At 72.8% G+C, this 23,227-nt stretch carries 22 protein-coding genes and 1 tRNA gene; 12 read left to right on the top strand and 11 right to left on the bottom strand.

Translation table 11 applies throughout. The features are described from left to right. Window positions 1–192 precede the first annotated feature (192 nt). Window positions 193–1,176 carry a magnesium and cobalt transport protein CorA gene (locus ACIP37_RS18755; protein ID WP_363583930.1) on the top strand — a complete coding sequence of 328 codons (984 nt, stop codon included), beginning with the start codon at window positions 193–195 and terminating at the stop codon, window positions 1,174–1,176. A 23-nt stretch (window positions 1,177–1,199) separates the two neighbouring features. Here ACIP37_RS18755 and ACIP37_RS18750 read toward each other — a convergent pair whose 3' ends face one another. Beyond that, the gene (locus ACIP37_RS18750; protein ID WP_363583931.1) at window positions 1,200–2,246 is read right to left on the bottom strand and encodes an LLM class F420-dependent oxidoreductase; all 1,047 of its coding nucleotides are present in this window, start codon (window positions 2,244–2,246) and stop codon (window positions 1,200–1,202) included. Between the two features lie 251 nt (window positions 2,247–2,497). Between ACIP37_RS18750 and ACIP37_RS18745 the strand changes: the two genes are divergently transcribed. Both ACIP37_RS18745 and ACIP37_RS18740 read left to right on the top strand, forming a co-directional pair. Then, complete coding sequence (locus tag ACIP37_RS18745) at window positions 2,498–3,478, top strand: aldo/keto reductase (RefSeq protein ID WP_350878016.1); 981 nt, start codon at window positions 2,498–2,500, stop codon at window positions 3,476–3,478. Window positions 3,479–3,527: 49 nt separating this feature from the next. Further along, entirely contained in the window at window positions 3,528–5,708 is a 2,181-nt protein-coding gene (locus tag ACIP37_RS18740; RefSeq protein WP_400803759.1) for a helix-hairpin-helix domain-containing protein, read from the top strand. Window positions 5,709–5,794: 86 nt separating this feature from the next. On the opposite strand, the gene ACIP37_RS18735 is transcribed toward ACIP37_RS18740, so the two are convergent. Then, window positions 5,795–6,400, bottom strand: coding sequence for a hypothetical protein (locus ACIP37_RS18735; protein ID WP_063346931.1), 606 nt, complete (start codon window positions 6,398–6,400; stop codon window positions 5,795–5,797). 366 nt (window positions 6,401–6,766) lie between these two features. On the opposite strand from ACIP37_RS18735, the gene ACIP37_RS18730 reads away from it, so the two are divergent. Next, window positions 6,767–6,976 (top strand): DUF5703 family protein, encoded by a 210-nt coding sequence (locus ACIP37_RS18730; RefSeq protein WP_280681853.1) that lies wholly within the window; start codon window positions 6,767–6,769, stop codon window positions 6,974–6,976. Window positions 6,977–7,309: 333 nt separating this feature from the next. Here the strand turns inward: ACIP37_RS18730 and ACIP37_RS18725 are convergent, their stop codons facing one another. The 3 genes from ACIP37_RS18725 to ACIP37_RS18715 all read right to left on the bottom strand — a co-directional run bounded on the left by ACIP37_RS18725 (window position 7,310) and on the right by ACIP37_RS18715 (window position 10,304). Beyond that, a complete protein-coding gene (locus ACIP37_RS18725; RefSeq protein ID WP_400844120.1) occupies window positions 7,310–8,131 on the bottom strand; it encodes a chaplin in 822 nt (273 codons plus the stop codon). A gap of 349 nt (window positions 8,132–8,480) precedes the next feature. After that, the gene (locus tag ACIP37_RS18720) at window positions 8,481–8,723 is read right to left on the bottom strand and encodes a chaplin (protein ID WP_400329642.1); all 243 of its coding nucleotides are present in this window, start codon (window positions 8,721–8,723) and stop codon (window positions 8,481–8,483) included. Window positions 8,724–8,972: 249 nt separating this feature from the next. Next, on the bottom strand, window positions 8,973–10,304 hold the full coding sequence (locus ACIP37_RS18715; protein ID WP_063346934.1) for a M20/M25/M40 family metallo-hydrolase: 1,332 nt from the start codon (window positions 10,302–10,304) through the stop codon (window positions 8,973–8,975). Window positions 10,305–10,595: 291 nt separating this feature from the next. On the opposite strand from ACIP37_RS18715, the gene ACIP37_RS18710 reads away from it, so the two are divergent. Continuing rightward, a tRNA-Leu gene (locus tag ACIP37_RS18710) sits at window positions 10,596–10,683 on the top strand. Between the two features lie 208 nt (window positions 10,684–10,891). Here ACIP37_RS18710 and ACIP37_RS18705 read toward each other — a convergent pair. Together ACIP37_RS18705 and ACIP37_RS18700 are read right to left on the bottom strand one after the other, a co-directional pair. Next, complete coding sequence (locus ACIP37_RS18705; RefSeq protein ID WP_400844117.1) at window positions 10,892–12,568, bottom strand: DUF6297 family protein; 1,677 nt, start codon at window positions 12,566–12,568, stop codon at window positions 10,892–10,894. A gap of 5 nt (window positions 12,569–12,573) precedes the next feature. Next, complete coding sequence (locus tag ACIP37_RS18700) at window positions 12,574–13,272, bottom strand: ATP-binding cassette domain-containing protein (RefSeq protein ID WP_363618084.1); 699 nt, start codon at window positions 13,270–13,272, stop codon at window positions 12,574–12,576. Window positions 13,273–13,777: 505 nt separating this feature from the next. On the opposite strand from ACIP37_RS18700, the gene ACIP37_RS18695 reads away from it, so the two are divergent. The 7 genes from ACIP37_RS18695 (at window position 13,778) to ACIP37_RS18665 (ending at window position 19,324) form a co-directional block, all read left to right on the top strand. Then, entirely contained in the window at window positions 13,778–13,951 is a 174-nt protein-coding gene (locus tag ACIP37_RS18695; RefSeq protein WP_350878031.1) for a cypemycin family RiPP, read from the top strand. 106 nt (window positions 13,952–14,057) lie between these two features. After that, window positions 14,058–14,906, top strand: coding sequence for a hypothetical protein (locus tag ACIP37_RS18690; protein WP_363618082.1), 849 nt, complete (start codon window positions 14,058–14,060; stop codon window positions 14,904–14,906). Then, entirely contained in the window at window positions 14,903–15,814 is a 912-nt protein-coding gene (locus ACIP37_RS18685; RefSeq protein ID WP_363583946.1) for an alpha/beta hydrolase, read from the top strand. Before ACIP37_RS18690 ends, ACIP37_RS18685 begins: the two co-directional genes overlap by 4 nt. Then, window positions 15,811–16,341 (top strand): hypothetical protein, encoded by a 531-nt coding sequence (locus ACIP37_RS18680; protein WP_363583948.1) that lies wholly within the window; start codon window positions 15,811–15,813, stop codon window positions 16,339–16,341. Before ACIP37_RS18685 ends, ACIP37_RS18680 begins: the two co-directional genes overlap by 4 nt. A 17-nt stretch (window positions 16,342–16,358) precedes the next feature. Next, window positions 16,359–17,003, top strand: coding sequence for a flavoprotein (locus ACIP37_RS18675; protein WP_363583950.1), 645 nt, complete (start codon window positions 16,359–16,361; stop codon window positions 17,001–17,003). 77 nt (window positions 17,004–17,080) lie between these two features. Next, a complete protein-coding gene (locus tag ACIP37_RS18670; RefSeq protein ID WP_400844112.1) occupies window positions 17,081–18,562 on the top strand; it encodes a phytoene desaturase family protein in 1,482 nt (493 codons plus the stop codon). Between the two features lie 90 nt (window positions 18,563–18,652). After that, window positions 18,653–19,324, top strand: a complete 672-nt coding sequence (locus ACIP37_RS18665; RefSeq protein WP_363627434.1) for a prolyl oligopeptidase family serine peptidase — start codon at window positions 18,653–18,655, stop codon at window positions 19,322–19,324. A 25-nt stretch (window positions 19,325–19,349) separates the two neighbouring features. Here ACIP37_RS18665 and ACIP37_RS18660 read toward each other — a convergent pair whose 3' ends face one another. From ACIP37_RS18660 to ACIP37_RS18645, 4 genes are all read right to left on the bottom strand, one after another. Then, window positions 19,350–20,072, bottom strand: coding sequence for a DUF2278 family protein (locus ACIP37_RS18660; protein WP_400844108.1), 723 nt, complete (start codon window positions 20,070–20,072; stop codon window positions 19,350–19,352). A 269-nt stretch (window positions 20,073–20,341) separates the two neighbouring features. Next, the gene (locus tag ACIP37_RS18655) at window positions 20,342–21,727 is read right to left on the bottom strand and encodes a chloride channel protein (RefSeq protein ID WP_400844105.1); all 1,386 of its coding nucleotides are present in this window, start codon (window positions 21,725–21,727) and stop codon (window positions 20,342–20,344) included. 204 nt (window positions 21,728–21,931) lie between these two features. Then, a complete protein-coding gene (locus tag ACIP37_RS18650) occupies window positions 21,932–22,630 on the bottom strand; it encodes a TetR family transcriptional regulator (RefSeq protein ID WP_363583972.1) in 699 nt (232 codons plus the stop codon). A gap of 133 nt (window positions 22,631–22,763) precedes the next feature. Next, the coding region (locus ACIP37_RS18645; protein ID WP_400844102.1) for an acyl-CoA dehydrogenase family protein at window positions 22,764–23,227 on the bottom strand (464 nt) is incomplete at its 5' end.

Genomic DNA, 23,227 nt, shown 5'->3' with positions numbered 1-23,227 from the left:
CTCAGCCTACGGCCTCCGGGCGCGGGCGTGGAGTGTCGGTGCGAGCTGCGGCCGTCGGGTGCCGGCGCGGGGTGCGGGCGCGCAACGCGCGGGCGAGGTACGGGCCCTCCTGGGCCGCCGCCGGCACCGGCCCGCGAGGCCCTCCTGGCCCGGCTCCGCCCCGGGCACCCCTCGCCGGGCCACAATGGCCCGATGATCGTCCACTGCGCCAGCTACCACGACGGCCACCGGATCGAGGCCCCCGACGACCTCGCCGGCGCGCTCGCCGCCGCCCGCGCCGCCGGGCCCGGCGGCTTCGTCTGGATAGGCCTGTTCGAGCCCACCGCCGAGGAACTCAACCACGTCGGAAGGGAGTTCGCCCTGCACCCGCTGGCCGTCGAGGACGCCGTCAGCGCCCACCAGCGCCCCAAGATCGAGCCGTACCAGGGCTCCCTGTTCGTCGCCCTCAAGACGCTCGGCTACCACCCCGGTGCCCACGCGGTGACCATCGGCGAGGTGATGGTCTTCCTCGGCGCGGACTTCGTGATGACCGTCCGGCACGGCGCCGACGCCCCGCTCTCCGGCCTGCGGGCCCGGCTGGAGAAGCAGCCCGAACTGCTGCGCTACGGGCCCAGCTCGGTGCTGCACTCGGTGTGCGACACCATCGTCGACGGCTACATGGAGGTAGCCACCGGGCTCCAGACCGACCTGGACGAACTGGAGGCGGACGTCTTCGCCCCCAACCGGGTCGGCCGCGACACCGCCGGCCGGATCTACGGCTACAAACGCCAGGTGATGACCGTCCGCCGCGCCACCGGCCCGCTGCTGGAACCGACGCTGCGCCTGGCCCGCGGCGGCGAACCGTACATCCGCCCGGAGACCCTGCCCTATCTGCGGGACGTCGCCGACCACCTGGCCCGGGTGACCGACCAGGTCGACGGCATGGACCGGCTGCTGTCCGACATCCTCAACGCCAACCTGGCGCAGGTCAGCGTCCAGCAGAACAACGACATGCGGAAGATCTCGGCCTGGGCGGCACTGGCCGCCGTGCCGACGATGATCGCGGGCGTCTACGGGATGAACTTCGAGGACATGCCCGAACTGCACCAGCCCTGGGGGTACCCGGCGGTGCTGTCGCTGATGGTCGCGGTCTGCATAGTGCTGCACCGGGTGTTCAAGCGGCACGACTGGCTGTAGTGCCGCCCGACGGCCCCGGACCGCTACGCCAGGCCGGCGCGCTCCAGGGCCTCGACGCCGGTGCGCAGCGCCTGGATCCGCTCGTCCAGGGTGAAGCCGGACGGGGCCAGGGTGAGCGTGGTGACGCCCGCGTCGGCGTAGGCCTGCATCCGGTCGGCGATCCGGGCGGTGTCGCCGATCAGCGAGGTGGCGTCGATCAGGTCGTGCGGGACGGCGGCCGCGGCGCCCGCGTAGTCCTTGGCCAGGTACTTCTCCTGGATCTCGTCGGCGGCCTGCTCGTAGCCCATCCGCCGGGCGAGCTGGTTGTAGAAGTTCTTCTCCTTGCTGCCCATGCCGCCGATGTACAGCGCGGCGTAGGAGCGCTGGGAGTCGACGCCGGCCGTGATGTCCTCGCCGACCGCGATGGTGACGGTCGGGCAGAGGTCGAAGCCGTCCAGGCCCTGCCCCGCCTTGGCGCGGCCGGCCTTCAGCGGGTCGAGGGAGAGCGCGGCGTGCTCGGGCGAGAAGAAGATGCCGAGCCAGCCGTCGGCGATCTCGCCGGTCTGCTCCAGGTTCTTCGGGCCGATCGCCGCGATGTACAGCGGGATGTGCTCGCGCACCGGGTGCACGGTGAGCTTGATCGGCTTGCCGGGGCCGCCGGGCAGCGGCAGCGTCCAGTGCGCGCCCTCGTGGACCAGCCGCTCGCGGGACATCGCCTTGCGGATGATCTCCACGTACTCGCGGGTGCGGGCGAGCGGCTTGTCGAACTTCACCCCGTACCAGCCCTCGGAGACCTGCGGGCCGGAGACGCCGAGGCCGAGCCGGAAGCGGCCGCCGGACAGCGTGTCCAGGGTCGCCGCGGTCATCGCGGTCATCGCCGGGGTGCGGGCGGGGATCTGGAAGATGGCCGAACCGACGTCGATCCGCTCGGTCTTCGCGGCGACGAAGCTCAGCACCGTCGCGGCGTCCGAGCCGTACGCCTCGGCCGCCCAGCACACCGAGTAGCCGAGCCGGTCCGCCTCCTGGGCCACGGCGATGTTGTCGGCGTCCATGCCGAGACCCCAGTAGCCGAGGTTGATTCCGAGTCGCATGTGCCGAACCTTCCAGTCGGTGAGGGTTGGTGGCGAGGGTAGCCGCGCACTCACCGGTCATGCTACTGACCGGTAGTGGTGGTCTGGGTCACACCCGCCGCCGCCCGGGCCCGGTGATCGTTCTGCGGGTCGCCACCCCTGCCCGGACACCGGCCGCTACGCTCAGCCGACGTGGGGAGCGCTCTCCCCACCTGCGCGTTCTCAGGGCTACCGGGGCGCCCGGTGCCACCGGCCAGTGGAGGGCCCGTCCGATGGAAAAGCGTCACCTCGGCCGTACCGGTCTCCAGGTCTCCCGGCTCGGCCTCGGCACCATGACCTGGGGTCGCGACACCGACGAACACGAGGCCGCCGAGCAGCTCAAGGAGTTCGTCGACGCCGGCGGGACCCTGCTCGACACCGCCGACGTGTACGCCGACGGCGGCGCCGAGTACCTGATCTCCCGGCTCACCGACAGCCTCATCCCCCGCTCCGAACTCGTCATCGCCACCAAGGCCGGCAGCGTGCCGGAGTCCGCCCGCCGCTTCGACGGCTCCCGCGGCCACCTCCTCGCCGCCCTCGACGCCTCGCTGCGCCGGCTCGGCACCGACTACGTCGACCTGTGGCAGGTGCACTCCTTCGACCCCATGACGCCCGTCGAGGAGACGCTCAGCGCCCTCGACATCGCCGTCTCCTCCGGGCGCGCCCGGTACGTCGGGGTCTGCGACTTCAGCGGCTGGCAGCTCGCCAAGGCCGCCACCTGGCAGCGCGCCCACCACGGGCGCACGCCGCTGGCCGGGGCCCAGCTGGAGTACTCACTGCTCCAGCGCGGCATCGAGCGCGAGGCGCTGCCCGCCGCGGCGGACGCCGGAGTCGGGCTGCTCGCCTCCTCGCCGCTCGGGCGCGGGGTGCTCACCGGCAAGTACCGGCACGGCGTCCCGCAGGACTCGCGCGGCGCCTCGCCGTACCTGTCCGGGTTCGTCCAGCCGTACCTCGGGGAGCGCTCGCGGCGGATCGTCGACGCCGTCGCCACGGCCGCCGACGGCCTCGCCAGCAGCCCGCTCGCGGTCGCCCTCGCCTGGGTCCGGGACCGGCCCGGAGTGGCGAGCGCGCTGGTCGGGGCCCGTACGGTGGCACAGCTGCAGGCGGCGCTGTCGGTGGAGGCGCTTACGCTTCCGGGTGAGATCCGTGGTGCGCTGGACGACATCTCGTCGCCGGTGCACCGCTACCCGGACCAGGGGTGGAGCGAGCTGTAGCCCCCCTCGTTCAGCTGAACACGCAGTGGAGTGACCCTTGGAGCGGACGATGAGTGACACGGAGAACGGCGCTCCGGAGGAGACCTCGGCAGTCTCGGTGAGCCCGGCCGAGACGGCGAGCCCCGCGGAGACGGCGAGCCCGGCGGAGAAGGCGGCGGCGATCGCCGAGCTGGCGCAGCGGATCCGCAGTGTCGGCCCGCAGGCCGCACCGCCGGAGGGCGAGGGCCGGCCCGCGGCTCCCGAGGACGCCAAGGACGTTAAGGACGCCAAGGCCCCGGCCCCGGCCTCCGCGCAGCCCGACCAGCAGCGCGCGCAGGCCCTCAAGGACACCGCCGAGGTGCTGACCGCCGGGGGCGCCCCGGCCGATCTCGCGGCCGCCGCGGTGGCCGAGTTCGGCGACGGCGCCGCCGAACAGCTGCGCTCCGACCCGTGGGCCGTGCTGTCCCTGCCCGGCGTCCGCCCCGAGCACGCGGACGGCTTCGCCCGCGGCCTGCTCGGCCCCGCCGCCGGCCCCGGCGACCCGCGCCGCGCCCAGGCGCTGGTGCCGTGGCTGCTGGAGCAGGCGGCGCTGCGCGGCCACTCCGCCGTCGAGGTCGCCGAGATCGCGGCCGGGCTCGACCGCCACGGGCTGCCGGACTCGGCCGCGGCGATCCAGGCCGCCGTCCTGGACGGGCGCGCGATGCCGTTCCAGGAGGAGCTGACCGGTCCCGAGGCGCACGCGGCGGGCGGCGACGAGGACGAGGAGCCGCCGACCCGGACGCTGCTCGCCCTGGAGCGGCTCGCGCTGGCCGAGGAGAGCCTCGCGGACGGGCTGGTCCGGCTGATGTCGACCTTCGTGCCGGGCGAGGACCCGGAGCCGGGCGAGGAGGATCCGGAGGAGGACACGGCGGAGGACGCCGGGACGACGGAGGACGCCGAGTCCGCGGCCGACTCCTCGCCGGCCTCCGACTCCGAGGCGGGCTCCGAGCCGACCTCCGGCTCCGACTCGGGCGTGGCCCCCGCGGAGGCCACGGCGGAGGACGCTCCGCAGGCCCCCGCCGCGCCCGGCCCGACCGCGTGGGCGGCTGCCGGCGAGGCCGCGCCGTCCTCCTCCGCGACCGCCCTGATCCAGGCCGTCGCCGACAGCGCCCTGGTGCTGCACACCGGCGGCGAGGCCGCCCGCGCCGAACCCGCCGCGCTGCTGGCCGCTGCCGGCGGCCTCGGGCTGCGGGCCTGGGCCGCCACCTGGACCGACCAGGGCCGGGAGTCCTTCGCCGCGCTCACCGACACCCCGGCCGCCGTGATCACCCTCGCCGACCTGCTCTCCGGCGCCGCCGGGCCGGGCCGCGCCTCCGACGGCACGCTCGCCCTGGACGTCCTGGTCGTCCTCGACGCCCCGCTGCTGGACGTCGAACTGGCCGCCACCGTCCTGGAGTCGCTCGCCGACGGCACCCGGCTGGTGCTCAGCGGCGACCCCGGCCAGCTCTGGTCGGCCGGCCCCGGCCGGTTCTTCGCCGACCTGCTGGCCGCCAAGGTCTGCCCGGCGGTCGCCTCCCGCACCCCGGACTTCGGCCCGATCGGCGAGCTGGTTTCCGGCGTCGGCATCGGCGAGCTCCAGCCCGTCGAGGCGCCGGACAAGGAGGTGGTCATCCTGACCGCGAAGGACGGCGGCGAAGCCGTCCACCGCGCCCTCCAGCTGCTCACCGACTCCATCCCCCGCGCCCTCGGCATCCCCGCCGAGCAGGTGGTGCTGCTCACCCCCGGCCACGGCGGCCCGGCGGGCACCCGGGCGCTGAACGCCGCCGCGAAGGCCCGGCTCAACCCGGGGCCCGGCCGGTTCGGCGGCTTCGACCCGGGCGACCGGGTGGTCGACTCCCCGGCCCCCGGCGTCACCCGCCCGGCCCGGGTGCTGGACGGCGACGCCACCGGCCTGCACCTGGCGTACGCGGACGGCTCGCGCCGGACCGTCCCGCCCGCCCAGGTGGGCCGGCTGCGGCACGGCTGGGCGCTGACCGTCCACCAGGCACTCGGCCGCCGCTGGCCGGGCGCGGTCGTGGTGCTCCCGGAGGACGCCGGCCCGGCGCTCACCCGGCAGTGGGTCTACACCGCCTTCGGCCGCGGCGAGCGGCACCTGTCCGTGGTGCACGCGGCGGGCCCGGCGCTCGCCCAGGCCGTCACCGAGCGCCCGGCGCAGCCGCGCACCACCCGGCTGCGGGCGATCCTCGCCGAGAACGCCGCCTCGGCGTACTAGGTCCTGCGCGCCGGTCGGCGGAACGCGCGGAGGGCGGGCCCCCTACAGGTGGGGCCCGCCCTCCGGGTGTCCGCACGACGAACGGTTCAGTCGTCGGGGTCCTCGTCGTCGTAGACCTCGCTCACGTCGAACCGGCAGATCAGCATCTGCGGGTCGGCGTGCTCGAAGGGCTCCGGCAGCCACTCCCCCGGCTCGGTCGGCTCCGCCGCCGCGACCCAGAGCGTCGAGTCCGCCTCCTCCAGGCCGAACTCCTCGCTGCGGGCGGCGATCTCGTCCGGCTCGTACTCGCCGAACAGCACACCGATCGCGGCGTTCACCCCGCTGGTGCCGCCCCCGCCGGGGGTCAGCGACTCGTCGAGCCGCTCGGCCTGGGCGCGCAGCCGCTTGGGGTCGGCGACGTGGTAGTCGCGGCGGATCAGCACGCTGATCGCCTCCGGCTGTTCGGGGCCGTGGTAGCCGCCCGGACCCTCGTCCCCGGGGATCTCGAAGGGGGTGACCTCGTCGTAGACCTCGTAGAGGATCTGGTCGTAGGCGATGGCCGCCGTCGCGAGCTGCTCGTAGGCGGCGGACACAGCGGGATCATCCGCTGCGCTGGGGCTTGACACCGCTTCCAGATGACGGTCGATGGCGGCCTTGACCGCCTCGGCGGCGGCGCGTACCTCGGCAATGGTTGGCTGCGCGGCATCAGACATGGTGCAGACGCTATCTCCCCGCGGTGTCGGTACGCACAGCGGTTGTCACCTACACCCGCGATTTCACCGCAACTTCCCCCCTGATGTCCGATCCGCGTGGTTCTGTCCCCGCGCATGCCCGGCGCGAAGGGCGTGCGGCCGGGCCGCGCGGGGCCGATCGGGTGCCGCTTCGCGCGCCGGGATCGGGGTATCCCGTCCGGAGGAACAACGGGACTGATGCACTGTCAGTCGGGCTGGCGTGCCCCGGCCGGTCCGGGGCGTCCCACCGGGTCGGACGGACGGCCGGGAGGACGTCCGGAAATACCCGGGCCGACTGTCCGAGGCAGGTCGTAGGCTTGCGCGCAGGTGATCCTCAGGAGGAGCGTTTTGACCCCACCGAAGCCGGTCCGGCAACCGGAGTACGAGTACCAGTCGCTGCGCATGCCGCGTGGCACCACGCGCAACGCGGCACGCCAACTGCTCACCGAGCACGCCGAGTACGGGCACTGGGAGCTCGACCGGCTGAGGCTGTTCCCCGACGGGAGCCGGACGGTCCGGCTGCGGCGGCGGATCATCCGGCAGGTCCGGAGCTGGTGACGGGCGAGCGCGCCTGAACCCACCCGCCGCCGCGGGGATGGACGGGCGGGGCGCCTGGGTGGGGAAGGCCCAGGCGGGAGGCGGCCGGGTCGGGGAGCTCCGGATCGGCGAGCTCCGGGCCCGGGAACGCGCCCGTCGCGGTGGGGATCTCACGCCGGGCTTTCGAGCCGGGGCTTCACGTCATGTCAGGCCTTGATGCGGGTTCTCACACCGGACCTCCGCCCGCCCGCGGCCGCCCGTACCTCCAGGCGGCCGCGGGCGCGTCACGCTCCGGCCTCGTGCTCCGGCGGCGCCGCGGGGGTGTGGCGCCGCGGGATGTGGCCTACCGGCGGCTCAGCGGGCCCCGGCGCGGGCGCGGCGGTAGAGCACGCCGCCACCGAGCAGCAGGGCGAGACCGGCGGCGCCGAGCAGTTCGACGTCACCGGCGCCGGTGGAGGCCAGCTGGCTGCCGACGGCGCCGCTCGGCGAGGAGGCGACGACCGGGGCTGCGGCGCGGGCCGCGACCGGGGCGACCTGGCCGCTCGCGACCGGCGCGACGGCGGGGGCCGAGTGTGCGCCGGCCTCGGGGGTGGTGGACGGGCCGCCGTTGCGCGGGTTGCCCGGGACCTCCCCGCCGGCCTGCGGCGGGATGGACGGGCTGTGCTTCTCGGGGCAGTCGTCGACCGGCTTCGGGGCCGGGGCGGGCTGCGCGACGTTGGCGCAGTCGTTGCCGAAGGCCGGGTTCCCGACGCCGACCACGTCGACGGAGTTGCCGCAGGCGTTGACCGGGACGTGCACGGGGGCCTGGATGCTGTTGCCGGAGACCACGCCGGGCGAGTTGGCGGCGACGCCGGAGGCGGACGTGCCCGAGGCGGAGGAGCCCCGGCCGGAGCCGGTGTTGGCCCCGGAGCCGGTGTGGGAACCGGAGCCCGCGTGGGAGCCGCCCGGCTTGGCGGCCTCGGGGTGGCCGCTGACGTTCGCGCAGCGGTTGCCGTAGGACGGGTTCAGCACGCCGATCACGTCGACGGTGTTGCCGCAGGCGTTGATCGGCACCTCGACCGGCACCTGCACCGAGTTCCCGGAGGCGACGCCCGCCGATCCGGCGGCACCTCCCTGGGCCTCGGCACCCGCGTAGGCGTAGCCGGCGGTCGAGGCCAGGACACTGCCGGTGGCCACGACCGTGAGGATCCCCTTCTTGGCTACATTCCTCATCTTTTCCCCTGACGTATCGAGAACGACGTGACGACCTTGACGTAAATACCTTCCGAAAGTCGGAATTTCCGTATATCCGGATATCCGGCAAGGTCTTCGACTGCACAGGAGTTAACGAGAGAGCGGCGGAGAGGTTGAGCCGAACGAACCAACTTCACCCGATCGAGCGATTGCCCTCTTGTTTGCCCCTCCGCACCCAGCTCCCCTCACTCCGCACTCCGTACTCCGCATGCAAGCGGCCCCCGGGCGGCGCGTCCGCCGCCCGGGGGCCGAATGAGTCGGCTCAACGAGCCTCAGCAGCTCGGAGCGTGACTCAGAAGTTGGCGCAGTGGTTGCCGAACGCCGGGTTCAGCACGCCGATCACGCTGATGGTGTTGCCGCACAGGTTGACCGGGACGTGCACCGGGATCTGCACCTGGTTGCCGGAGACGACACCCGGGGAGCCAGCGGCCACACCCTCGGCGCCGGCACCGCCGTGAGCGGACGCGACACCGGCGGCGGCGATCACCAGGCCACCGGTGGCGGCGGCAACAGCGGCGATCTTCTTGACCTTCATCATTCCTCCTGTATGGACAACGCAACCCGTTCGGCGGGTTGCACAGGGATGAACGAGGGTGTGGCAAACGGGGTACGGAACAGATTTGCCATTCACTCGCAACGGTGACGGTCCGCACACACGGTCGATCCGCATTTCCTTGCAGGATCGTTTCTGTTGATCTCCTTCGCTCTGTCCCAAATCATTAGCTCGGACAATGCGGACGGCCCGCCCCCGGCACTCCGGGAACGGGCCGTCCACCCAAGGTGCTCAGCAGGCGTCGAGGAACCGGTCCAGCACCCGGACGCCGAACTTCAGCCCGTCCACCGGCACCCGCTCGTCCACACCGTGGAACATCCCGGCGAAGTCCAGCTCCGGCGGCAGCTGCAGCGGCGCGAAGCCGAAGCAGCGGATCCCGAGGTCCTGGAACGACTTGGCGTCCGTCCCGCCCGACAGGCAGTACGGCACCGCGCGGGCGATCGGGTCCTCCGCCCGCAGCGCCGTCTGCATCGCCTCCACCAGCGCGCCGTCGAAGGTGGTCTCGATCGCCTTGTCCGAGTGCAGGCTCTCCCGCTTCACGCGCGGGCCCAGCACGCTGTCCAGCTCCGCCAGGAACTCCTCCTCGTAGCCGGGCAGGAAGCGCCCGTCCACGTGTGCGGTGGCCTGGCCGGGGATCACGTTCACCTTGTAGCCGGCGCCGAGCATGGTCGGCTGGGCGGTGTTGCGCAGCGTGGTGCCGATCATCTTGGCGATGCCGCCGAGCACCCGCAGGGTCTCGTCCATGTTCTCCGGGTCGAGCTCGACCCCGAGCGCGTCCGACAGCTCGTTCAGGAACGCCCGTACGGTCTTGGTGATCCGCAGCGGGAACTTGTGCCGGCCGAGCCGGGCGACCGCCTCGCACAGCTCGGTGATCGCGTTGTCGTCGTTCTCCATCGAGCCGTGCCCGGCGCGGCCCTCGACCGTCAGGCGCATCCAGTGCATGCCCTTCTCGGCCGTCTCCACCAGGTAAAGCCGCACCTGGTCGTTGACCGTGAAGGAGAAGCCGCCGACCTCGCCGATGCCCTCGGTCACGCCCTCGAACAGCTCCGGGTGCTTGTCCACCAGGAACCGCGCCCCGTACGTGCCGCCGGCCTCCTCGTCCGCGACGAACGCCAGCACCAGGTCGCGCGGGGGCTTGCGGCCGGTGCGCAGCCGGTCGCGGACCACCGCGAGGGTCATCGCGTCCATGTCCTTCATGTCGACCGCGCCGCGCCCCCACACGCAGCCGTCCGCGATCTCGCCCCCGAACGGGTCGTACGTCCAGTCCGCGGCGTTGGCCGGCACCACGTCGGTGTGGCCGTGGATCAGCAGGCCCGGGCGGGAACGGTCCTCGCCCTCGATCCGCACCACCGTCGAGGCCCGCCCCTTGGCCGACTCGAAGATCTGCGGCTCCACCCCGAACTCCGCGAGCTGCTCGGCGACGTACTCCGCCGCCTTGCGCTCCCCCGGGCCGGAGCCGTCCCCGTAGTTGCTGGTGTCGATCCGGATCAGATCGCGACAGATCCCGGCGACCTCCGACTCAGCCGTCGCCCTCGGCCCCGCCGACTCGCTCCGCTCGCTCACGGTCACTCCTCGTCTTTGGCCCGCACCGACGCACCAGCGCGCCACCCCCAGGACCTGCACCCGGGCCGTACGAGCACGTACGCCCATCCTCCCCCAGCCCCCGACCCGGATCCACCCCCTGCGCGCCCCCGAAACCCCCTGGTCACGCCCCCGCCACACACTCCCCCTTGCCCCCGCCACCACCTCCATTCCCCCGCCCCGAACCGTTTTGGGACCCCAAGCCGATCTTTGCTACAGTTACATCTGTCAGCGCGGCCGACGAGAGAACGAAAGCCGCAAGGACAACACCCGGTCCGGGTGGCGGAATGGCAGACGCGCTAGCTTGAGGTGCTAGTGCCCTTTATCGGGCGTGGGGGTTCAAGTCCCCCCTCGGACACCAGCAAGACCCCTGTTGATTCAGGGGTCTTTTGCTTTTCCCGGCCGTCGTGTGACCAACCGCGGGACCGGCGGCCCGGCGAGTGGTGTCGGGTGGTGGTGGAGGTCTCCGCCGGGGAGTCGTGGCTTCGGGCATGGTGGTCGGCCGACCTCGTGGGGCCGGTCGATCCGACGTGACGGCGGGTCGGCCGGCCCTTGGTGTGGGGTCGGGGCTATCGGGTGTGGAGGCGGTGGGCGGTGCGCCGGACCCACCAGAGGGCGGCCGCGGTGACGGCCAGGGTCCAGGCGAGTTGTGCCGCGGCGTACGGGTGGCCCTGGGCTGCGGAGCGGGCGAGCGGGAACAGGAGGGTGCCGACCGCCAGCGGGCCGCGCAGGTACCAGAGCGCCACCTGGCCGGGGCCGGTGTTGCCCATGGGGGTGTTGACACCGATCGTCAGGTGCACGGGCACGACGCCCCGGTAGGAGCTGACCAGCGCGGCCACGGTGAGTGCGGGTACGGAGGCGAGGAGCGGGAGGAGTCCTGCGGCGCCCCGGCCGCCGAGCACGCACGCCAGTGCGCCGGCTCCGGTGAGCGCGAGGAGGAGGCCGCCGGGCACCGCCGAGTGCTGGAGGGCGAGCGACTTGAACGTCCAGGGCAGGTTGGTGGAGCGCCGCGGGTCGTCGCTCTCCAGCCGGGCCGGCTCGGTGAGTTGAGCGGCCGCCAGGTATTCGGCGACCAGGGACAGCACGACGACGATCTGCTGTGCGGTCGAGGTGAAGGAGGGGGCGGCCGCGGTCAGTCCGACGGCGAGCCCGCTCCAGACGGCGGCCCACCCCAGGCGGCGGGGGTTGCGCAGCAGGCAGGTGAGGTCGCGCCACGGGACCAGCAGCAGCCGGTGCCGCGGCACGGGGAGGCGGAGCCGGGGGGTGCTGCGCCGCTCCTTGAGCCGCGGTACTCCTGAGCGGGCCTGGCGGAGGTCGAGCATGAGGACGGACGTGCTGATCTGGGCGGCGACCGTCGCGCGCAGCCTGAGGGCGGCCTGCGGGATCGCGGGCAGTTCCCGCCAGGCGAGGACGAGGGCGACCACCGGGGTGCCGACCGACAGCACCGTGCCGACGGCGCCCGCCGTACCCACGAGGCCGAGCGCCCACAGGAGCGGTTGGGACGCCCACCCCCACGGGCCCGACCAGAGCAGGAGGTCCTGCAGCCAGCCCGTCCGCCCCTGTGTCCATGCCGTCCACACGCCGGCGGCGGCGACCGCGGCGAGGAGCCACCCCGCGGCGAAGACCCCGCGGCCGTAGCGGGACATCCACTGGTCGTTCCGCTCGACCAGGACGCCGACCGCGCTCGTGGTGAGCGCCACCGAGACGCCCGTCCAGGAGCCCGCGAGGGTCAGCAGGATCCACGACTGCGGGGCCAGGCCCTGCAGCAGGAAGCCCGCGACCGCGCCGGCGACGCCGCTCACCACGGAGGCCAGCGCCACCGAGGACCGCAACCCCGGCGCGAGCAGGGCTCGCCGGTCGACGGCCGAGGGCAGCAGGAAGCCGGTCGTGGCCCGGTCCAGCAGGACCGGGCCACGCCACATCGCTCCCCGGGCGGTGAGCAGCAGGGCGAGGACCAGCACCGCCGGGATCAGCGCCAGGAGCGTCGCGGACGCCTGTTCCCCGATCTGCACGGGTGGCCGGTCGGCCGCCCGGGTCGAACTCGTCCACTGGAGCAGGGCGGGGACGCCCCAGCAGCCGCCCACCAGGAGGACCGTGTAGGCGATGAACCACGCGCTCCTGCGCTTCTCCTGGCGCGTGCCACTCCGGGCTTCGCGCAGGAACAGCAGGGTGTCCGCGGTGCAGTCCCCCGACCTGTCGGGCACCCGCGCCCTCGTCCCGGTCGCGGGTGCCACGCTGTCGCTCAAACCGCTCATCCTTCCCCCCGCACCGCCCCGGACGGGCCCGAGTGCCCCGCACGCGAGCCGACTTCGACGATCTGGTCCGCGACCTCGTTCAGGGCCCGGTGGTGGGTGGCCATGAGGACGGCCGTTCCGCGGTCGCGGTGCTCCGCGATCAGGCGGGCGAGGGCGGTCCGGGCGTGGGAGTCGAGCCGCTGTTCCGGCTCGTCGAGGATGAGGAGGTCGTGCGGCCGGATGAAGGCGGCGGCGAGGAGCAGCGCCTGGGTCTGCCCGGAGGACAGGGCCGAGGGGAACTGTTCGGACTGCGCCGTGAGGCGGTGCGACTCCAGCGCCCCGTCGACCGCGGCATCGGCTCCGGCGCCCATGCCGTGCGACAGCGCCACGAGCCGCAGGTGCTCCCGCACGGTGAGGTCCGGATAGAACGCACCGGGATCCATCACCGACGCGACCCGCTTGCGCACGTCCAGGGAATCCTCGTGGATCTCCTCCCCGTCGAAGACGACCGACCCCGCGGAGGGTCTCTCCCGGCCGGCCGCCACGCGGAGCAGCGTGCTCTTGCCGGATCCGTTCTCCCCGACCAGGGAAACGCACTCACCACGGTGGATGCGGAGGGAGACCCGGTCGAGCACGGTGCTGTCACCGTACGCGTGTGTGACGTCGACGAGTTGCAGCAGCGGTGCGTCCGCCGCCTTGCCGGTTTTCTTTTTCAATCGACGAGCCGTCTTCTCTCGGATGATCGAAACGTTCATTTTCACACTTTTCTGAACATTGGGCCGATCATAGCAAGGCGTCCCAATCCTGCAAAGCCGACCCAAATACACCCTCCGGACGGCCCGGCACGCATCCTCCGGTCGGCCCCGAGGCCGTCAAGTCAAATGGGGCGATTTGAGGCCATACGGACTGTTCGGCGGAATCCGCCGCCCGCCCGGATTCTCGATCAAGGCCTGACCTGCGATATCAATGATCGAATACAGGAGCATCCGGTGACTCCACAGCAAAAGGGGCATTGCGCAGAATTCGAAGAATGTCCACCTACAATGGAATTGGTCAATTTCTTCGAAATTATCCGCCACCGATTCGCATTGTGCACACCATGAACGCATCAAGGGTCTTCCCGTGGTTACCGGAACGACATATGGTCGAACGGCAGCGGCCGGCAGCGGGCGTCGGTCCTCTGCGGGTTGGCCGCTGTCTCCACCATCAAAAGGAGAAAGAGTGAACGCCACCGAATCGCGTGTCGAGTTCGTGACCGATGCCGTCAACGCTTCGTTCGCGGAGGCGCAGGAGGGTTTCGTGAACGCACACAACGCTCCCGCGATGACCACCCCCACCATCGTCGCCATATGCGAGGTCGTCGTGACGGGCAGCACGATCTGCCTCGGCTGCTGAACCACTGACCCACCGGTGACACCACCCATGTGAGCAGACGGGCCGGAAAGGGGGACGAGCGGTTCCCCTTTCCGGCCCCGCTCGACTGGAGCACGAGGACGCGTGAATGCCATTCACCAAGATCGTCAACGAGCCTTCCCACCCCATATCGCGCGAGGACGCGCATTACTGGACGCTGGCCCCGGCCGCGGTGGGCGAGATCATCAGCGGCCTCGAAGCCTTGACCAGGACGGCCGCCTACGGACCCAACGGCCTTTTGCAGGGCCTGAGTTCGAAACGTGATCGCAGCGTGGTCCCGCAGGCCCTCCGCAAGGCGATCGACAGCCGCGGCGGTGCCGTCGCCATCAAGGCCATGGGCGTCGTCGGCGGAGCGCTGACCCTGACCGGCCGCAGGAGCCGGGCGCAGCAGATCACCGGAGCCGGCCTGATGCTGGCCTCCAGCGGCCTGAGCAAGTACCGCACCTCGTTCGGCAGGGACGGGGCGGACCACATGGCCGCCCTGATCTGCGGCTACCGCCTGCTCACCGCCCTGGTCCCCGAGGCCGAGAAGTCCGACGACCTCTTCCTGCGCGCGGTCAACGCCCAGACCTTCATCGCCTACGTGACCGCCGGCGCGGCGAAGGCGATCTCCAGCACCTGGCGGTCGGGCGAGGCGCTGGAACAGGTCCTGCAGACCCAGCAGTACGGGGACAGCGCGGTCGCCAGGTGGCTGAAGAAGAGCCCGCTGCTGTGCAGTTCGATGACGTGGTTCACCATCGTCTGGGAGACCGGGTTCCCGGTCGTCTACCTGCTGGCGCCGGCGGACGCCCGCAAGGCCCTGGCCGGCGTCAAGCTCTTCCACCTGGGCATCGCCGTGACGATGGGCCTGCCGCGGTTCTTCTGGGGATTCAGCTCGGCCCACGCGGCGGTCCTCTACGCCGTGGACCGCCTGCCCAGGAACGGGGGCCGGGGATGAGGTTCGAACGCCAGGTGGTCGCCACCTTCAGCGCCGCCGCCGCGGTCAGCGCCTACCTCTCGTACATCCGCCTGGAGGAGGAGTACACCCGGCGCAGCGGACTCAAGGGGACCTCCCTGATCCAGGGCCCGGACGGCCTCGCGATCGAGTACGCGCTCGATGCCGGGGAGCTCGGTCCCACTGCCCCCGTCGCGGTCCTCGAAAGCGGCCTGGGCGCGCCGCTGGAGTCCTGGGACTGGGTGGCCGGGCTGCTCAGCCGGCGCTTCCGGGTCCTGCGCTACCACCGCAGCGGGTACTGGCGCTCGAAGAGCGGACTGCGGCCGGCCCAGTCGGTCGAGTTCCTCCTGCAACAGCTCGCGCCGGAGGGCGACGTCGTCCTGTGCGGCCACTCGATCGGCGCCCTCACCGCCATGAACGTCGCGGCGGAGTCCGCCTACGTGCGCGAGCGCGCCACCGTCCTGCACATCGTCGACGGGACGGACGCCGTGCTCCTCGGTGAGGACCGCGGGTCGAAGCGGCGGGTGGCGCGCTACAACCAGGACACCGCGCGACGGCTGCTCGGCTCGGCCCTGGGCACCACCCGCTGGCTGACGAGCCCCACCGAGCGGGAACTCGAGTACCGCCCGGACATCCAACGGGCGTACCTGGCCTCGATCTCCAGCCCCCAGGTGCTGCTGGCGGCGCGCCAGGAGTACCTCCACGAGCCCCTCGCCGGCCAGGACTTCGTGGCCGCCGGCCCGCTGCGGCGCGTCGTCATCTCGGCCGCAAACAACACCGAGCAGCAGCGCAAGCTCAGCGAGCGGGTCGCCGCGGACTTCCACGTCGTCCCGGCGAGCAGCCACCGGTCCATCATCGCCAAGCCCGCCCTGGCGCAGCAGACGGCGGCGATCATCCTGGAGAACTCATGAGCGCGTGGCGCAGGACCGTCACGTCCCTGGTCAAGGCCGCCCTGGTGACGCACGTCGTGCTGACGGTCTTCGAGAACCTGCCCGACGACAAGCTGCCGATCAAGATGCGCCTGCCGTTCTTCCCCGACCTGCCGCAGTGGCGCTTCTTCGCTCCGAACCCCGGCATCGAGGACCTGTACGTCTTCTACCGCACGCGCGCGACGCCCGCGGACGGGTGGACCACGTGGGCCGACCTGGCCATGCGGAACGAGGCGAAGCCGCTCGCCGTGCTGTGGAACCCGGGGAGCCGGGTTCCGAAGGCGCTGTTCGACATGGCGTCGCAGGTGCGCACGCTCGCCTCGAACGGGGCCATGTTCGAGTGGATGCTGAACAGCGACGGGTACAACCTGATGGCCGGGGCCGTGCGGGACACGTGCAGGAGGAGCAGCGAGTCGGGGGACTACCAGTTCATGATCGTGGCGTCCGTCCCGACCGAGGGTGCCGACGGGATCAAGCCCATCATGATCTCGCCCGAACTCGCCCTGTGAACCGGGGGAACACCGAGATGCCCGAAACCGAAAGCACCGAAAACTCCGGAAGCGCTGCGAACACCGGAATCGCCGCAAGCGCCGGAAGTCAGGCGATCCCCGATCTGGGCGAGAAGCGGATCCTGTTCATCGTGACCGGATCCATCAATGCCGCGCTCACACCGTACTGGCTGCACTGGCTGCGCCAGTCGTTTCCCCGGATCACGAGCGATCTCCTGGTGACCAGGTCCGCACAGCGATTCGTGACGCTGGACGCCCTGCGCCGACTGGTGGGCGGCGACGTGTGGACCGACGACTACGCCGACCCCTCCCTCCCGGAATCCGCACACGTGGAGATCGGCGAACGCGTCGACGCCTTCGCCGTCTTCCCCGCGACGCTCGATTTCGCGATGCGGCTCGCCTCGGGAAACTGCGACACCCCCGCCACCATGGCGTTGCAGATCACCGAAAAGCCGATCGTGCTCGCCACCGCCTTTCCGGCCGGAAATGCCGTCGTCGAACACAACATGGAGCTCCTGCTGCGGCGCCCGAACGTCTCGGTCAGCCAGACCGTGGCGGCGTACAGCGTCGGGAAGCGAAAATGGGAGGGCGAGACCGGCTTCTACCTGCCGTCGGTCCTGAAGGAGCTGGAAGGAATGTTCGATGCAAAGGGCCGCCGGTAGCACCAGCTCCCGGTGACCGGCCGCCCCGCCCGTGGAATCCCGCGCGGCGGACCGACCATGAACGAGGCGGACCGACCATGAAGTGGAACAGGGACGTCGCGGTCGTGGGCAGCGGGCCGAACGGCCTGGCGGCGGCCGTCACCTTCGCCCGCGCCGGGCTGCACGTGGACGTCTACGAGAGCCAGGACGAGATCGGCGGCGGCCTGCGCACGCACGCCCTCTTCGACAGCGACGTACGGCACGACATCTGCTCCGCCGTCCATCCGATGGCCGCCGTGTCGCCGTTCTTCCGCCGGTTCGACCTGTCGGCCCGCGGCGTCGACCTGCTCCGGCCGGAAGCGTCCTACGCCCATCCGCTGGCGGACGGGCGGGCCGCCGTGGCGTACCAGGACCTCGACCGGACCTGCGACGCGCTGGGCCGCGACGGCGCCGGCTGGCGGCGGCTGATGGCACCGCTCATCGGCCGCAGCGCCGAGATCGGGGAGCTCTTCCTCTCCGACTTCCGTTCCGTCCCCCCGTCCCTGCGGACTCCGGCGATGCTCGCGTGGCGGTCCCTGGTCCACGGGACGGCGCTCGCCACGCACCGGTTCGCGACCGACGAGGCGGCCGCCCTCCTCGCCGGGGTGGCCGCGCACGCCGTCGGTAGGCTCCCCAGCATCGTCGGCGGAGCCGTGTCGGTCTTCCTCGGCCACCTGGCGCACAGTTCGGGGTGGCCGGTGCCGCGCGGCGGGAGCTCGGAGATCGCGGCCGGCCTGGCCGAGGACATCCGGCGCCACGGCGGGCAGATCCACACCGGTGCGCGCATCACCGACCTGGCGCAGGTGCGCGGTTCGCGCGTCGTCATGTTCGACACCGGGCCGAAGGAGTTCTCGGCCGTGGCGGGCGACCGGCTGCCCGCCGCCTACCGGCGACGGCTCCGCAGGTTCCGGTACGGGCCCGCGGCGGCCAAGGTCGACTTCCTGGTGTCCGAGGCGATCCCGTGGCGGAACACCGAGGTGGCCAGGGCCGCCACCGTGCACCTCGGAGGGTCGCAGGCGCAGATCTACCGCCGGGAGTCCGGGGTCGCCCGCGGTGTCGACGCGGGCGACCCGTTCGTGCTGCTGGTGGATCCCGGCGTCGCCGATCCCGACCGGGTCCGCGCCGGGAAGCGGCCCGTCTGGGCGTACGCGCACGTGCCCAACGGGTACGCGGCGGACCCCACCGGCTCCGTCACGGCACAGATCGAGAAGTACGCGCCCGGGTTCGCCGAGACGGTCGTCGCCGCCCGGAGCACCAACGGCGTCCAGTACGAGGCGTACAACCCGAACTACGTCGGCGGGGACATCGGGGCCGGGGCCCTGACCCTCGGCCAGCTGCTCATGCGCCCGACCCCCCGGTGGAACCCGTACGCGACCCCGTTGCCCGGCGTCTACCTGTGCTCCGCGTCCACGCCGCCCGGTCCGGGCGTCCACGGCATGAGCGGCTACCTCGCCGCCGTCTCCGCGCTCCGCCGGGAGTTCGGCATCGCCGCGCCGCCCGCGCTCGGGCCCTGTCCGGCGTCTTTGCGACGTGAACCGTGACGGCGGCGTCATCAATCGGAGAGGCTGCTCGGTAAGGGTGGTGGCGGCGGGTCCGCCCCGTGGAACCCCTGACGTTTTTGGAGGAGACCGATGTCCGCACCTGTTCAGCACCACCGCTTCGCCGTCGACGAGGACGGCAACGACCTGGGGTACGCCCTGTCGCTGCCGGACGGGTACGACGAGGGCCCCGGGCCGTGGCCGCTGCTGCTGTTCCTGCACGGCGCCATGGAGCGTGGCGAGGATCTGGCGGCGCTCGCCGTGCACGGGCCGGTGCGACAGATCACCGCCGGGGCGAAGCTGCCGTTCGTGGTGGTGGCCCCGCAGTGCCCGGCGCACAGCTCGTGGGTCGCGGAGGTGAGCGCGCTGGCGGCCCTGGTCGAGGACGTGGCGCGGACGTACCGGATCGACCCGGACCGGCGGTACGTCACCGGGCTGAGCATGGGCGGCACCGGCACGTGGGCGCTCGCCGCCCGGTACCCGCGCCGGTTCGCCGCCGCAGTGCCGATCTGCGGGTCCGGGCTGAGCGAGGCGGCGCCGCGCCTCGTCGACCTCCCGGTGTGGGCCTTCCACGGCGGGGAGGACGACGTCGTCCCGGTCGCCCACACCGAGCGGGTGGTCGAGGCGCTGCGGGAGGCGGGCGGTCCGGTGCGGTTCACCCGCTACCCGGGGATCGGCCACGACTCCTGGACGCGGACGTACGACGACCCCGAGGTCTACGCCTGGCTGCTCGCCCAGTCCCGCCGGTCCCACAGCGCGGGCTGATCCGCCAGGATCGGCCGGACAGGACCTACTGCTGGGGTCCGGTCGCCTGACGGGGCCCGGTCCGGGGGCGGGTGGGGTGCGGGACGGACGCGGGCAGGGCGTGTCCGGTGCGGTCGTCGGTGTGCCAGGACTGCGACTGGAAGGCCAGGAACACCGCCGCCCACCGGCTCTCCGCCGGCAGGTGGATGAGCAGCGCGCCGTCCTGGTAGACGCCGTCGTCCGTCCGGAACCGCCCGCTGTTGCCCTGGTTCATGTGCACGTCGTGCACGCCGTTGCCGGGCAGGAAGCCGAACACCTTGTCCGGGACGCCGGGTTCGGGCCCGAAGCGCTGCCCGAAGACGTACACCGCGGCCGCCGGGTCGGCGATCGCCCGTTGGACGTGCTGGTCGAGCGCGTCGGCGAGGTCGTTGTCCGGGCCCGGGAGGTCGGGCGGCAGGACGCGCATCGCCGCGGGGTCGAACAGGCGCCCGCGGACGAAGTCCAGGCCCGCCGTGCCCGGCCGGGACGGCACCGGGTTCCAGCCGCTGCCGGCCGGCGGGAGGAGGCCGGTGACGGGGTGCCGGAAGTCCTCGACCGCGAGGTAGCGCAGGTCGGCGGGGGCCTGCTGGGAGAGGACGTTGACCGCCGCGCGGTAGTCGGTGCCCCCGGCGTCGCGCAGGTGGATCTGGTAGTGCGGGGTGTCGGTGGCGCCCTCGCGGCGCCGGTCGACGGCGGTGGCGGCGAGCACGCCGTAGTCGCTGATCGGCATGGGTGTCGTTCCTCGGTTCCCTGGCTGCTGGTCCTGGTGCCCCGTCGGCCGGTCGGCCGGGGTGCCTCCGTTATCGCGCACCCCGCCGACCGGGGAGCGTGGAATCCGCAGTTGTTCATCTGCCGTCCCCCGAAGGGATTTTCGCGCCGCAGAACGTTGACGTCGGGGCGCGGGCGTCTGGGGGCCGGGCGAGGGCTGGACGGGGACCGAACGAGGGCTGGACGGGGACCGGACGAGGGCTGGACGGGGACCGGACGAGGGCTGGACGGTCAGTCGGCCGGTGCCGGCCCGCCCCCGCCGGGCGGAGCGTGGGCGCGTCTCGACCGCCCCCGGACCAGCTCGCCGGTGACGAAGGCCGTCACCGCGGTGACGATCAGCAGCGGCATCGCATCGGCGGCCTGACCACCCAGCAACGCCGCCGCCAGCACCGTGCTGGTGACCGGAAGCCGGGTGACGGCCGCGCCGGAGGCGGCCAGTCCGGCGGCCAGCGCGGGCGCGGTGCCGAGGCCGGGCAGCGGCGCGCAGGCCGCCCCGAGCGCGGCACCGATCAGGATCGCCGGGAAGATCGGGCCGCCGCGCAGGCTGCCCAGGGCGATCCCCCAGCCGACCGTCTTGCACAGCACCAGGGCGAGCAGCGCGCCGATCGGCCAGGCCGCCGGGTCGGCCGCCAGCGCGCCCAGGGTGGCCTGCCCGGAGAGCGCGGCCTCCTCCGGTGAGCGACCGGTGAGCAGGGCGTACGCCGCGAGGCAGGCTCCGACGGCGATCGCACACAGCACCGTCCGGACGGCGGTCCGACGAGCGGTCGGCACCGGCCGGGGGCCGTCCGGATCGCCCGTGGTGAAGGCCTTGACCCGCCGGCCGAGGGCCTGCCCGGCCACGCAGACCACGGCGATCACCACCGCCAGCGGGACGCCCCAGAGGAAGTCACCCGGGTCCGGGACGCCGCTCTCGGGCACCCGCGGCAGCGAGAGCGCGCCGATCGACAGCCCGGTCCAGTGGCCGAAGCCGGTGAAGACCAGCGCACCGACCCCGCTGGCCAGCAGGCAGGGCAGGACCAGAGCGATCAGCCGCGGGCCGCCCAGCCCGGCCGCCTCGATCATCATCACGCCCGCCACCAGCGGGCTGCCGAAGATGGTGGAGATCGCGGCCGCCGCCCCGGCCGTGCCCAACACCGGTACCAGTTCCGGGTGTTGGGACCGCCTGGCGGACCGGACGGAGAGCAGCGCGAGGCCGCCGCCGATCGCCATCAGCGGCGCCTCCGGGCCGAGCACCGCGCCGAGCGGCAGGCAGGCGAGCGCGGCCAGCACCACGCCGGGGACGGCGCCCGGCGGGGTGGGCGGGCCGCCCAGCCCGTCCACCGGCACGTGGCCGCCGTGCCCGGGCAGCCGGGTGACCACGGGGGCGAGCAGCAGGCCGGCCAGCAGCAGCGCGGGCAGCGGCCACCACCAGGGGGCGCGGTCGAAGCCGGCGGTGACCGGCAGGCTCTCCCAGACCCAGTGCTGGAGTTGGTGCTCCAGGCCGACGAAGCCGAAGGCGACCAGCGAGACCGGGGCGCCGATCAGGGCGGCGACCAGCAGCAGGCCGAGGTAGCCCTTGCCGAGCAGCACCTGGCGCAGGGTGGGGCCACCGTTCTCCTGCTGGGGCGTCCCCGGCATCGCCGCTCCTTCGCGCTCCCGGGGCGCGCGGCCCCCGTCCTACGACCGAGTCTCGCCCGGGGCCGGGCGGCCCGCACGGCGTGCGGCCCGTCAGCCGGGCGCCGGACGAGCGGAGTTGCGCCGTTCGGGTGGGAGCGCCCTCCGCGGCGGGTCGGCGTCGGCAGGAGCGGTTCGGCGTCGGCGGACAGAGCCAGCGGCCGGCGGTCAGAGCCGGTGGGCGTCGCCGAGTGCGCTCTCGATGCCCTGGACCATCCGCCACAGCGGCGCCCGGCGGCTGGCGACCAACACCACCACATCGTCCGCCCCGGACTCCCCGGACTCCCCGCCCGCGCCGTTCTCGCCGCCCGGGCGGTCGTTCCAGGTGCCGGTGACGAAGGCCATCGCCGCGTCGACCTCGGCCACCCAGTCGCTCTCGCCGCCCGAGCGCAGCCAGGTGCGCAGGGCGTGGTTGTGCGCGGCGACGACGGCGGCGGCGGTCACGTCGGCGCGCAGCGGGCCGTCCGGCCGGTCGGCGAACCGGCCGCGCAGGTAGGCCGCGAGCGTGTGCTCGTAGCGCCAGACCACGGAGAGCTCGTACGCCCGCAGGCCGGGGACCTTGCGGGTGAGGCGGTAGCGCTGGACGGAGAAGGAGGGCTGTTCGGCGTACATCCGCAGGACGAGCCGGGCCGCGTCGCAGGCGTGCTTGACCGGGTCCTCCTCGCCGGTGCCGGACTCCAGGAACTCCGTCATCTCGGCGAGGCTGCGCTCGTGGTCCGGGAAGACCACGTCCTCCTTGGCCGGGAAGTAGCGGAAGAAGGAGCGCCGGCCGACCCCGGCGAGCGAGACGATGTCGTCGATGGTGGTCTGCTCGAAGCCGCGTTCCAGGAAGAGCTCGAAGGCCGCGGCGACGAGCGCCTCGCGCATCGCCGGCTTGGTGGGCCCGTCGTTCATGGGCAGGTCCTGCTCTTCCTTCTCGCTCATTCCCGGAACATAGCATCGGCCCCGAACGGCCGGACCGGGTGCTCGGCCCGGCCGTCGGTGCACCTCGGAGGCGCTGTTACGGCAGGTTGCGGGCCATGACGATGCGCTGGACCTGGTTGGTCCCCTCGTAGATCTGGGTGATCTTCGCGTCCCGCATCATCCGCTCCACCGGGTAGTCCCGCGTGTACCCGTACCCACCCAGCAACTGCACCGCGTCCGTCGTGATCTCCATCGCCGCATCCGACGCGAAGCACTTCGCCGCCGCCCCGAAGAACGTCAGATCCCCGTCCCCACGCTGCGACTTCGCCGCCGCCGCATACGTCAGCTGCCGCGCCGCCTCCAGCTTCATCGCCATGTCCGCCAGCATGAACTGCACACCCTGGAACTCCGCGATCGCCTTCCCGAACTGCCGCCGCTCCTTCACATACCCCTTCGCGTAGTCCAACGCCCCCTGCGCGATCCCCACCGCCTGCGCCGCGATCGTCACCCGCGTGTGGTCCAACGTCCGCATCGCCGTCGCGAAACCCGTCCCCTCCGCAC

Source organism: Kitasatospora sp. NPDC088861 (assembly GCF_044750105.1).
Classification (GTDB): domain Bacteria; phylum Actinomycetota; class Actinomycetes; order Streptomycetales; family Streptomycetaceae; genus Kitasatospora.
The sequence above is the reverse complement of the archived record's forward strand: the minus strand, read 5'-3'. Positions and strand labels throughout refer to the sequence as shown.

Excerpts from the sequence above, each read along its gene's own strand:
- ACIP37_RS18755 (WP_363583930.1), top strand. The coding sequence starts at position 193 with ATGATCGTCCACTGCGCCAGCTACCACGACGGCCACCGGATCGAGGCC.
- ACIP37_RS18670 (WP_400844112.1), top strand. The coding sequence starts at position 17,081 with ATGAAGTGGAACAGGGACGTCGCGGTCGTGGGCAGCGGGCCGAACGGC.
- ACIP37_RS18655 (WP_400844105.1), bottom strand. The coding sequence starts at position 21,727 with ATGCCGGGGACGCCCCAGCAGGAGAACGGTGGCCCCACCCTGCGCCAG.
- ACIP37_RS18660 (WP_400844108.1), bottom strand. The coding sequence starts at position 20,072 with ATGCCGATCAGCGACTACGGCGTGCTCGCCGCCACCGCCGTCGACCGG.
- ACIP37_RS18665 (WP_363627434.1), top strand. The coding sequence starts at position 18,653 with ATGTCCGCACCTGTTCAGCACCACCGCTTCGCCGTCGACGAGGACGGC.
- ACIP37_RS18685 (WP_363583946.1), top strand. The coding sequence starts at position 14,903 with ATGAGGTTCGAACGCCAGGTGGTCGCCACCTTCAGCGCCGCCGCCGCG.
- ACIP37_RS18650 (WP_363583972.1), bottom strand. The coding sequence starts at position 22,630 with ATGCGCGAGGCGCTCGTCGCCGCGGCCTTCGAGCTCTTCCTGGAACGC.
- ACIP37_RS18680 (WP_363583948.1), top strand. The coding sequence starts at position 15,811 with ATGAGCGCGTGGCGCAGGACCGTCACGTCCCTGGTCAAGGCCGCCCTG.
- ACIP37_RS18735 (WP_063346931.1), bottom strand. The coding sequence starts at position 6,400 with ATGTCTGATGCCGCGCAGCCAACCATTGCCGAGGTACGCGCCGCCGCC.
- ACIP37_RS18690 (WP_363618082.1), top strand. The coding sequence starts at position 14,058 with ATGCCATTCACCAAGATCGTCAACGAGCCTTCCCACCCCATATCGCGC.
- ACIP37_RS18675 (WP_363583950.1), top strand. The coding sequence starts at position 16,359 with ATGCCCGAAACCGAAAGCACCGAAAACTCCGGAAGCGCTGCGAACACC.
- ACIP37_RS18720 (WP_400329642.1), bottom strand. The coding sequence starts at position 8,723 with ATGAAGGTCAAGAAGATCGCCGCTGTTGCCGCCGCCACCGGTGGCCTG.
- ACIP37_RS18740 (WP_400803759.1), top strand. The coding sequence starts at position 3,528 with ATGAGTGACACGGAGAACGGCGCTCCGGAGGAGACCTCGGCAGTCTCG.
- ACIP37_RS18745 (WP_350878016.1), top strand. The coding sequence starts at position 2,498 with ATGGAAAAGCGTCACCTCGGCCGTACCGGTCTCCAGGTCTCCCGGCTC.
- ACIP37_RS18750 (WP_363583931.1), bottom strand. The coding sequence starts at position 2,246 with ATGCGACTCGGAATCAACCTCGGCTACTGGGGTCTCGGCATGGACGCC.